Source organism: Pseudomonas putida (genome assembly GCF_016406145.1).
Classification (GTDB): domain Bacteria; phylum Pseudomonadota; class Gammaproteobacteria; order Pseudomonadales; family Pseudomonadaceae; genus Aquipseudomonas; species Aquipseudomonas putida_E.
In genome coordinates this window covers 1,454,624-1,463,866 of sequence record NZ_CP066306.1, presented here as the reverse complement: position 1 = coordinate 1,463,866, position 9,243 = coordinate 1,454,624, and the positions used below count along the sequence as shown (strand labels likewise).

The 9,243-nt window shown below is 60.6% G+C and carries 14 protein-coding genes; 3 read left to right on the top strand and 11 right to left on the bottom strand.

Annotated features, from left to right (window positions below; translation table 11 throughout):
- Nucleotides 1–3: 3 nt before the first annotated feature.
- From JET17_RS06790 to JET17_RS27195, 9 genes are all read right to left on the bottom strand, one after another.
- Nucleotides 4–228 carry a hypothetical protein gene (locus JET17_RS06790; RefSeq protein WP_012313252.1) on the bottom strand — a complete coding sequence of 75 codons (225 nt, stop codon included), beginning with the start codon at nt 226–228 and terminating at the stop codon, nt 4–6.
- A gap of 41 nt (nt 229–269) precedes the next feature.
- On the bottom strand, nt 270–1,526 hold the full coding sequence (locus JET17_RS06785) for a phage major capsid protein (RefSeq protein WP_012313251.1): 1,257 nt from the start codon (nt 1,524–1,526) through the stop codon (nt 270–272).
- Nucleotides 1,527–1,535: 9 nt separating this feature from the next.
- Entirely contained in the window at nt 1,536–2,282 is a 747-nt protein-coding gene (locus JET17_RS06780; protein ID WP_012313250.1) for an HK97 family phage prohead protease, read from the bottom strand.
- A complete protein-coding gene (locus tag JET17_RS06775) occupies nt 2,279–3,613 on the bottom strand; it encodes a phage portal protein (RefSeq protein ID WP_012313249.1) in 1,335 nt (444 codons plus the stop codon). Before JET17_RS06775 ends, JET17_RS06780 begins: the two co-directional genes overlap by 4 nt.
- The gene (locus JET17_RS06770) at nt 3,606–3,770 is read right to left on the bottom strand and encodes a hypothetical protein (RefSeq protein ID WP_012313248.1); all 165 of its coding nucleotides are present in this window, start codon (nt 3,768–3,770) and stop codon (nt 3,606–3,608) included. Before JET17_RS06770 ends, JET17_RS06775 begins: the two co-directional genes overlap by 8 nt.
- An 11-nt stretch (nt 3,771–3,781) precedes the next feature.
- Complete coding sequence (locus tag JET17_RS06765; protein ID WP_012313247.1) at nt 3,782–5,491, bottom strand: terminase large subunit; 1,710 nt, start codon at nt 5,489–5,491, stop codon at nt 3,782–3,784.
- Nucleotides 5,491–5,874, bottom strand: a complete 384-nt coding sequence (locus JET17_RS06760) for a phage terminase small subunit (RefSeq protein WP_010952646.1) — start codon at nt 5,872–5,874, stop codon at nt 5,491–5,493. The genes JET17_RS06765 and JET17_RS06760 overlap by 1 nt, the downstream gene beginning before the upstream one ends.
- A 127-nt stretch (nt 5,875–6,001) precedes the next feature.
- The gene (locus JET17_RS06755) at nt 6,002–6,370 is read right to left on the bottom strand and encodes an HNH endonuclease (protein WP_012313246.1); all 369 of its coding nucleotides are present in this window, start codon (nt 6,368–6,370) and stop codon (nt 6,002–6,004) included.
- Nucleotides 6,361–6,717, bottom strand: coding sequence for a hypothetical protein (locus tag JET17_RS27195; protein WP_012313245.1), 357 nt, complete (start codon nt 6,715–6,717; stop codon nt 6,361–6,363). Before JET17_RS27195 ends, JET17_RS06755 begins: the two co-directional genes overlap by 10 nt.
- A gap of 391 nt (nt 6,718–7,108) precedes the next feature.
- On the opposite strand from JET17_RS27195, the gene JET17_RS06745 reads away from it, so the two are divergent.
- Entirely contained in the window at nt 7,109–7,339 is a 231-nt protein-coding gene (locus tag JET17_RS06745) for a hypothetical protein (protein WP_042111232.1), read from the top strand.
- A 65-nt stretch (nt 7,340–7,404) separates the two neighbouring features.
- On the opposite strand, the gene JET17_RS06740 is transcribed toward JET17_RS06745, so the two are convergent.
- Both JET17_RS06740 and JET17_RS06735 read right to left on the bottom strand, forming a co-directional pair.
- Nucleotides 7,405–7,722 (bottom strand): hypothetical protein, encoded by a 318-nt coding sequence (locus tag JET17_RS06740; protein ID WP_012313242.1) that lies wholly within the window; start codon nt 7,720–7,722, stop codon nt 7,405–7,407.
- Entirely contained in the window at nt 7,722–8,093 is a 372-nt protein-coding gene (locus JET17_RS06735) for a chemotaxis protein (protein ID WP_009685286.1), read from the bottom strand. Before JET17_RS06735 ends, JET17_RS06740 begins: the two co-directional genes overlap by 1 nt.
- Before the next feature lie 121 nt (nt 8,094–8,214).
- Between JET17_RS06735 and JET17_RS06730 the strand changes: the two genes are divergently transcribed.
- Nucleotides 8,215–8,448, top strand: coding sequence for a DUF6555 family protein (locus JET17_RS06730; RefSeq protein ID WP_012313241.1), 234 nt, complete (start codon nt 8,215–8,217; stop codon nt 8,446–8,448).
- Between the two features lie 415 nt (nt 8,449–8,863).
- A complete protein-coding gene (locus JET17_RS06725; RefSeq protein ID WP_012313239.1) occupies nt 8,864–9,052 on the top strand; it encodes an ECs_2282 family putative zinc-binding protein in 189 nt (62 codons plus the stop codon).
- Nucleotides 9,053–9,243: the final 191 nt, after the last annotated feature.

Below are 9,243 nucleotides of genomic sequence, written 5' to 3'. Positions count from 1 at the left end.
CAATCACTCCTTGGCTTTGGTGACCGTACCCTTGCCGCCCTTGTTGGCCGGCTCCGGCGCCTTCTTGTTCTCGGGCTCTGCGGCTTTCTTCACGTCGTACTCCTCGATGAGGCCGTTGCGCAGCAAGTCACGAGCACGAAGCTCGTCGACGGTGATTTCTTGGCTGCGCTTGACGTATGCGCCACCGTTGTTGAAACCCTTGATGGTTTTGACTTTGACGTCTGGCATGTTCGATCACGCCCGGTTTCCCGGGCGCGCTCCTGAGCTGCTTACGGGGTGGCTTCGAATTCACCGTGCACGAACGACTCGGGGCGATACACCGCCAACGCCAGGCGCTCTTCGGCGCGGATGGTGACCATGTTGGTGCGGAAGTTGTCACCGTCTTCGGTGGAGACCTCGACAGCCGCTTCCTCGCGGTCGAACACTTGGGCTGCGATGTTCATCGCGCCGACCAGGAACTCGCCTTCAGGGACGGCGTTGCTGTCCACCACAGGCAGCTTCCACAGGCGCTGGACGCCGCCTTCTTGGACGTTCACCCAGATGTAGGAGCCGTTGGCGTCCTTGGTCAGCTCGATGTCGGCCCAGTCCACCGGGTTGAGGGCGATGGCCGAAGCGCGGTACTCGGCAACGCGCACCTGCAAGATCGCGCGGCGCAGGGTGTCGATCTTGGTGTCGCCAGCCTTGCGCAGCGCCTCGTTGAACGCGGTAGCCTGTGGGATCAGGCCCAGAAGGTTCTGCCCGGTGCCGTCGCCGGCCAGCAACTGCTCTTCTTCTTTGTACTTCAGGCCGTAGATCGCTCGACCGTTGATGTAGCTCTGCAGGAGCGGGATGTCCGACAGCACCTGCTTGGAAGCACGGAACCAGTGGGCAATGGTGATGACGTTGGTGGTTTTCAGGCCGAAGGACAGATCGGACTGCGCCTTCGCGGCGCCCTCACCCGCCTGGGGCGCGGCCATGTTCTGGAAGCCGGTTTCCTGCACGAACTCGACCGCGTTCGAGCCGGTGCGCCCTGGCATGATCAGATCACGAATGGTGAACTCACGCTCGGGACCCACGACGATGCCTGGCACGCGGGTCGGCTGGATGCCCACGCCGACGCCTCCGGTGCCGTTGGTAGCGCTGGTGATGTTGGTCACGGCCTTCCGGCCCACACGAACGATGCCGCGACCGCGAGTTTGCAGCGACTTGAAGTCGTCGCATTCGGTCAGCTCCTCGCCAGCCGACTTGAAATCGACCGGATCATTGGCGGAGAAGCGGCGGGCCAACTTCTGCTCGATCTCCTGCAGACGGTCCTGCAGGCCCAGGCCGTCCTTCACCAGGCCGTCAAGAATGGTCTTGGTGTCAGCCAGGATGGTGCCGTGCGACTTGATCTCTTCAGTGGCCTTGGCGGCGAACGCCTTGATCTCTTTGTCGCGCTCATCGAGCAGGTCGTTGACCGCTTTCAGTTGCAGCTTGTCTTCGGCGTGCTCTTTGCGCTGGAACTGGCGGTGTTCGGAGCGAGCCTGGTTGCTCATGGCGTTATGCATGATGAATCCTCAAAACGATGGGAGAGAAAGTGCCGGGCGCGACTTCAACGCCTCGACGATTTCGATTGCTGCCAGGTCGCCCTCGGACTCGCTCCGGAGCAGGTGCTGCAGGCCACGGTTGGCAATCACCGCGGACTGAGTTTTCGAGAAGCCTGCCTCGCGCAGGAGCAACTCAAATTCGGGCATCGAAGGCAGGCCGCCGTGGGCCAGCTTCGATTTGATGGTGTCGGTACGCGCATCGTCGTTGGCCGGCACGGTGACGATCGAGATCTCGATCAAGTCGAGCTTCGTCAAGGTTCGGATACCGGTCTTTTGGTCGAAGCTCGATTCTCGGATGTAGTAACCGATGGACAAACCGGTGATCGAGCGGGTTTGCATGCCGCGGTAAGCGATTCGAGCGTATGGGGCATCCGGCAGCCACAGTTCGCCGTCGCCAAACAAGCCGTGATCGTCTTCTTTCAGGCTTTCAATATCCCAACTGCCAATCGGCTCTCGGGTCATGTGCTGCCAGAGCACAGGAAAGGTACGGCCCTTGGCCTTGGTATCTTCGATCGATTCGAGAAATGCGCCAGGAGCAACCACTTCCTTGTAGCTGTCGACCACGCCGAACACCGAGCCGTAGCCAGAAAACCGGCCGTCGTCGCCGACAGCCTTCACGTCATAGTCGAAAGAGCGGTACTTGACCGCCGCTGCTCGGTCCTTGTGATCTGCCTTGGTACCGGGCGCAGACCACCAGCTGCTGGGTGCAGATGTCATTCTGATTTACCTCTTGGCTGGTCGTTGAGCCAGTCGAGCAGTGCCGCCTTGGCCTGATTGGCGCCACCGGGGTCTTCGCCCAGCTTGTCGATCGGCAGCATGTTGGATTGCACGGTGAGCCTTGCCGCGTTGCCTCCCTCCGGGGGCATGTTCTCTTTGAGCCGGCACTCGTCCCGGGTGTAGATCCCGTTCTGGGTCATGGAGCTGTAGAAAGCCGCACGCGCCGCGCTATCCATGCGAAGCAGCCCTTCCGGGTTGAACTTCACGTAGAAGCGCCGCCGCTCATCTGGGCGCAGCAGTCGCCGGTTGGCGCACATCTCGATGCGTTTGATCCAGGGCAACAGGGTGAAGGACAGGAAGCCGATCATCTGCTGCTCCATGCCAGTACCCCAGCTGGTGGAGTTCTGCGTGTGTCCGACCATCCAGGGCGGCACGCGGAACCAGCGGCAAATTTCCTCGACGTTGAACGCCCTGGTCTGCAGCATTTGGGCATCCTCGGGCGTCATGGATACCTGCTGGTACTTCATGCCCGCCTCGAGAACCATGGTCTTGCCGTGGTTCGTCGCGCCGGAGAACTGCTTGATCATGTCCTCGCGGATATCCTTCCGCTGGTCCGGCTTGAGGATCTGGTCGGTGGACAGCACTCCGCCAAGCTTCATGCCGTTGGCGAACATCTTCGCCGCCGACTCATCAGCGGCCATGGCCGAGCCAAGTACCTGCCGCCCGTAGGCCAGCGGCGACAGGCCGCAAAGCGGGTCCACCCCGAAGGCTCGGACGTGAACCATCTGATCCTCGGTCAGCGTGTGAGGCTTACCGAAGTTGTCGGTATAGCGGTACTCGATGGAGCCGTCCGCCAGACGCCGCGGGGGCGACATGTTCTGCGGTAGCAGGAACTCCAAGCTCGTCAACGTCCGGCCGCTCTGGTGGGGCTCGCAGAATGCGTTCCCCTGCAGGAGCAGGCTGGCCATTACGTTCTCCCAGAACTCCACCGGAGTTTGGTCAGCGTTCGGCTGTTGGCTGATGACGAAGTTGACCGGGTGAGAGCTGGCCACCACTGGCGCACCCTTCTTGTCCTCGTACAAGGCGATCGGCAGCGTGGCGATGGTTTCAGCGATCAAGCGCACGCAGGCCCATACCGTAGAGAGCTGGAGCGCCGTTTGCTGGCTGACCACCTTCCCCGATGCCGAGTCGGTGCCGTAGAAGGTGTTCCAGAAAGCGGAGTCGGTTAGGCCGATCTTGCGGCCAGCCCAGCCAGCCAAACTCGATGCCACTCCCGGCTCCGCCGACTTCACCAGGGCCTGGCCGAGGATCTGCGTGAGTGATTTAGCCACCGATCAACCCCTTGCGAATGAAACCCGCGGCGACCAGTAGCGAACCGGCAGTGGCCAGCAGCGCATAACCCAGGCCGGCCAGCACGTATACGCCCGCGACGCCCAGCAGCAAGCCGCCGGCGGCAAGCACCAGAAAGATGATCAGGCCAGTTTTCATAGGTAGTCCCGTTAACCAACCACGATCGGGCTGGCAAGAAAGTCATCGAAGTGGCCGGAGTCGTCGATACCGAGCTTGATGGCCACGGCGCAGCCGGTGATCAGGCTCACCATGCCGTCGATCTTGTTCTCCGGGCGCTCCTTGTTGGGGTAGATGTTGTCCTTCACGTCCAGCTTCGCCACTACGTTCGAGGCCATCCAGGTCAGAACTGGGCAGTCACCGTGGGCCAGCTTTCGCTGCAGCACCAGGGCTTCAACCTCTTTCATAGGTTCGCTCAGGTTCTGCACCGTCTGACGCAGCTCCACCATCGGCAATCCTTCAGCGTCCATTTCCTGGGCTAGCTGCGTTGCCTGCCACGGGTCGTAGGCGTAGGCCCGGATTTCGAAGCGACCGGCAAACTCGCGCATGTCCTCCTTGATGACTTCGAAGTCGGTGACCTCTCCGTCAGTTAGGGTCAGCAGACCGAGAGCATCGAACTCACGGTACCGCGCGGTGTTACTGTCCAGCTCCTCGAGCACTCGCGCTTCGGGCAGGTAATACCTGGCATGGATATGCCAAAACGGGTCGTCGCCATGAGGCGGGAAGATCAGCAGGTTCGCAGCAATGTCGATCTTGCTCGCCAGGTCGAGACTGCCGTAGCACGGACGGCCCTCCAGTTCTGCAAGGCTCTTCCTGACCGGGGCCTCTTTCCAGCGCAGCATGTTGAGCCAGGCATTCTTGGCGCCTACCCACTCGTTCAGGTGCTTGGTGCGGAAGGTGGCCTGCTTGGTTGCCGACTGCATCGCGTCACGCTGGCGGGCCAGCAGGAAGTCCTCGCCGACCGAAATGCCGAAGTTCGGATTCGCCTTGCGCAGCGCGATCTCGCTGGTCCAGTCATCGCCATGGTCAATGGTGTAGAGCGCGGGCCAGAGATCCGGACGCTCAATGACACCTTCCAGCATCCGCTCGGAGTCGCGGATCAGCTGGTGGCACGGGCCGCCGATGCTGGAGCCCGCCGTGGTAATGACCAACATGATGGGCTGCTCGCGAGCGCCCATGCCGGTTTCCATGGTGTCGTAGAGCGTCGAATCTTGGTGTTCGTGGTACTCGTCCACCACCGAGCAGGACGGCGAAGAGCCGTCGCCAGGCTTGCCAATGACCGGTTCGAAGCGCGACCCATCAGCCAAGACGACCATGTTGGAAGCGTTCACGTCGACGCCGTAGTGCTCTCGCAAGTCGTCGGTACGCTCGACCATCAGCTTGGCCGGCCTGAATACCTCCCAGGCCTGCTTCTCCGTGGTCGCGCCAGAGTAGACCTCGGCGCCGAATTCTCCGTCGGCGACGAACATGTACAGACCCACGCCGCCGCCGATGATCGATTTGCCGTTCTTCCTGGGTACGAACACCAGGATCGTCCGGTAACGCCGGGTGCCATCCTTCTTGCGGACCCAGCCGAACGGCACGCAGACCGAGAAGAGCTGCCAGGGCTCCAGCTTGATCAGCTGCTTCTTTCCGCCCCATTTACCCTTGGTGTGCGGCAAAAGCTGCAGGAACTTGGCGACTTTCTCCGCCTTGGCGGGATCGAATTTGTACGGAAAGTCCTTGCGCTTTGAGGCAGTCAGGTCGTCAAGGTGACGCTGGGCCAGCAGCTGGATCCATTTGCAGACGAGGATCTTTCCGGCGACGACATCCTTGGCGTACTTTTCGGCCGCCTTCATCAGCGGAAATTTCACCTTGGCCATTACAGCTCCGCGAATGCATTGCCCTTCGGCGCGTCTTTTTTACCCCCGCCCACCTTGGACCGGTCAGCCGGCGTCATGCCGAACTTGCCGAGCATGGCCTCCAGGCGCACTAGCTTGGCAGCAGGGAAATCGAGTGGGTCGTTGCGGAACTGGGCCAGTAGGTTGGCGGCCAGTTCCAGGCTGAGTCGGTCGGAGTTGGTCAGCACGTCCCGCGGGGCGTACTTCGCAATCTCCTTCCAGGCGTGGAGCACTGCTCCGTTGATGTGAGCCGGCGGTGCGGTCAGCTCACCCACCGGTTCGGCATCCTCGCGGCGTCGCTGGGGGTCTTTCTTGAACGCACCGGTCAGCTCAAGCACGTTGGTCGGCTTGCGCGGTCGGGCCATTTTGAAAACCTGAATTTTGCGGAAGTGGAAAAAAAGCTGAGGGCGCGGTGTCCGAGCGAAAGGCCCTGAACTTTTGACCCTCCCCCTCCCCGGAAACGAGATTTCGTCTCATTTGCGCCGTTTTCGATCATTTTTTGATCGCTTTCGACTCCAGCTGCGTCTTCGCCTTATGGCAGTCGCGGTTGATCGCCCGCAGGTTGTGATCATCGTCGGTGCCGCCATGGGCCAAGGCCACGATATGGTCAACCTCATGCGCTTCGCGGATGCGACCAAGCCGGTTGCAGTCATCACACCGACAGAGGTACTGGTCTCGCTTCAAGATTCGCTCACGCTTACGTCTCCAGGGACGACCACCACGACCTGAGCCCTTCCGGGTGGCCCAGGCCTTGGCCTGCTCAGCAGCTAGGTCGGCATGCCCATCACAGTAACCATTGGCATTACGGTGCAGAGATCGGCAACCCTGAGCTCGGCATGGGCGCTGCGGCCTCAGCGGCATCGTGTGCCATCCAGGTAGGTATCTGGCTCGGCATCAGGGTCAGCATCGTCGCCGTCAGCCAGCGCCTCTATCAGCGCCAAGCTCTGCGTGGCGATCTGCTCCAGGAGTGCGGTCTGCTTCTGCTGCTCGGCCAGCACGTCGCTGAAACTCGGTTGCAGCTGAGCTGTGATGCCCGCTTCAAGAACAATCAGCTCACAGTTCAGTCGATCCGCCGTTCCCGCCAGGTGCTGAGTCAGTCGCTCCCGCACCTCGGCTTTGATCGGGAACGGAACGTTGATCACCAGAAGGTCGCCCTTCTTCGGGCTCAGCTTCTTGATTTGTTGGGAATAGGCTTGCTGCTCGCTCATACGCCACCTTCATCCACTTGTTGATCCATTCGCGCCGGGCGGCGCATCCACTACAGGCCATTGCTCACCTCCTGTACCAGGTCAGCTGGTAGCACCGCGCATCGGCGGGTATCTCGGCGATGGGCCAGCGCAAGCAGCCCATGTACTTTCGCTCTGGCCGGGTGCGGCTCACACGCAGCGTCTGCACCAAATAGGCAGATCCGGCAGCAGTGGTTATGAAATCACTGACTGCAATGCCGTCGGCACCGTCGACATACAGCCTGCATGGTGTATAGGGTTGCTTGGCCATGTTCGATAAGCTCTCTCGCGCAATGAAATCGGCGCATCCGCGGGGTCGTCGGAACGACATTCCGCCCGGATGGTCGTAGCGGAAAGATCTGGAGAAACCGTGATGAAAGAAATCGAAGAGCTTATAGACAGGTGCGTTTTGCTAACCGAGAAGCTTGAAGGCCTACTGGAGGAGCATCCCGAGGCGTCCGGATCAGTTGTTTATCAAACTGCCGTTCGTGTCCTCACCATGGAGGTTAATCAGCTTCAGCAAGATGTAATTACCAAGGCAGCGCGCGGAGTCATCCACGAAAGGGATCAGCTTCAACCGGTCTTCGGTCGAGTGCTTCACTAATCTGGCGGAACGCATGATCAGCGTGCTCGCGCCACGAAACGGCGCATGTCTGATTTGTGGCGCGGCTACTGCGATACCCGGTTCAGCGCCTCATCAGCCTTGTCGGCTGCCTGGGTCGCGGTAGTGGCTGCCTTCGACGCCTTGGTCGCGGCGCTCTCGGCCTTTCTGGTCAGCTCGTCCAGACGCTTGTCACGTTCAGCCATTGCGGCGTCGTAGGCCTTCCGGATCTCGTCGACCTGGTGCGACTGAGTGCTGGCCATCGACCAATAAGCAGACTGCCAACCCAGAACTGCACCGCCTGCAATGAGCACCACAGCGATGACCCACACCTCTGCCCGTCGCCACCAGCGTCGAGCGATGAATTCCAAAGCGCATTTGTCCATCAGGCTGTACCTCCAAGCTGTGCACGCAGCCGGGAAATCTCTGCGCTCTGCGTGGTCACCTTCTCAGTGAGCTGGCCCACCTGACACGTGAGCGCTTCGATCTTTCCTTCCATCCGTCCAACTGCTGCTGCCAACTCGTTGCGCTCCTTGGCGAACTGATCGGCGCGGGCCTCGGCCAGCTTTCGGGCCTCTCGCTCGGAATCGAGCAGTTCATTAAGCCGGCGGACAGTGCCGATATCGGCATTGTCCATAGCGCGATCAGCAGCGTCCTTGGACAGGAAGCGGCGCACCCATAGCAATGCGCCCGTGACAACGATGCCACTACCGCCCAGCCAGGTGGCTGTGCCTGGGCCCAGGTCGGTCGGGTCCATTTGCTTGCTCCGTACGTGAGAATTGTGCTCCGGCGTTAAACCGGCCGGATGCTTGCCCCCGGAATCCCTAGGGGTTAAAAGGAATGTTGGCCGATCTGGCTTCGCTAGAAGGAACTAGTAAATGCCCGTCAGTAACATCTATGTGGTCGCTTATCACCTCTATGGAGAAGCTCGCGAATTCATCGTCCGCGCCGAGAGGATGGATAACGCTGAGGCCTGGCACTGGGCTGCCTGCGAAGCCGGCGTTGGAGTCATCCCTAAGTTCACTGCTTCGGATATCAGAAAAGTCTCTCGGCCTGCTGCTGAGCGCTTCGGCATAACTGACGTCCAATGGCGGAGGTCCGGCAACCTATGAAATACCGCATCGACTACAACCTCAAAGGCCATACCAGATTCTGGATATGCGATTGGTCTAGCACGCCGAACGAAGACAATGTGCTGACCGCTCTCCTCCGTCTGCATGCCCCCGCTGACCCCTTGTCTGAGGCGCGCGCGCCGTGCCGCTTATCAAATGATGATCTCCGCATTGCGGTCGCAGATTTGGGTATCTCGGATGTACGCATTGAGGGGGATGATTAGCTATGCCGGGGCACCCAGGCCGACGCTGGCCAGTACGCCGGTCACTGCGAGGGCGCCGGTACTTGGCTCGGCCATAGGTGGTGCTCCAGAAACAAAATGACCGTCGAACTGGCGAGCCCTTGGATACGTGAAAAGATGGCCCCGTGCTATCGTCGAGTTTCCACACAAGACGTTTCACGGAGCGAAAAACGATGAAGGTAACCCTCAAGTGCGCCAAGTGCGGCAGTGACAAGTTCGAGGTTCCGGCTAGGCCGAACGACAACTCGAAGGTCACCTGCGGCAAATGCGGTGCTGTCGAGACTTACGGGAAGCTCATGAAGGCTGTGGGCGACAAGGTCACGAAAGACCTGCAGCGGCAGCTCGGGAAAATGTTCAAGTGACCTGAGCGTTTCAGCCAGAGGGCGCAGGAAGTCAGCGGCGCCCTCAACCTCAACGTCGAGCTGTAGCTTTTCCATGCATCCTCCAGATACGAAAAAGCCCCAGCTGGTGCGAGGCTTGGAATGGGTGCGGAGGGCCGGTGCTTACCCGGCTTGTTGGTCTGGCTCGCTGGGTCACGTACCCCAGACTCTCA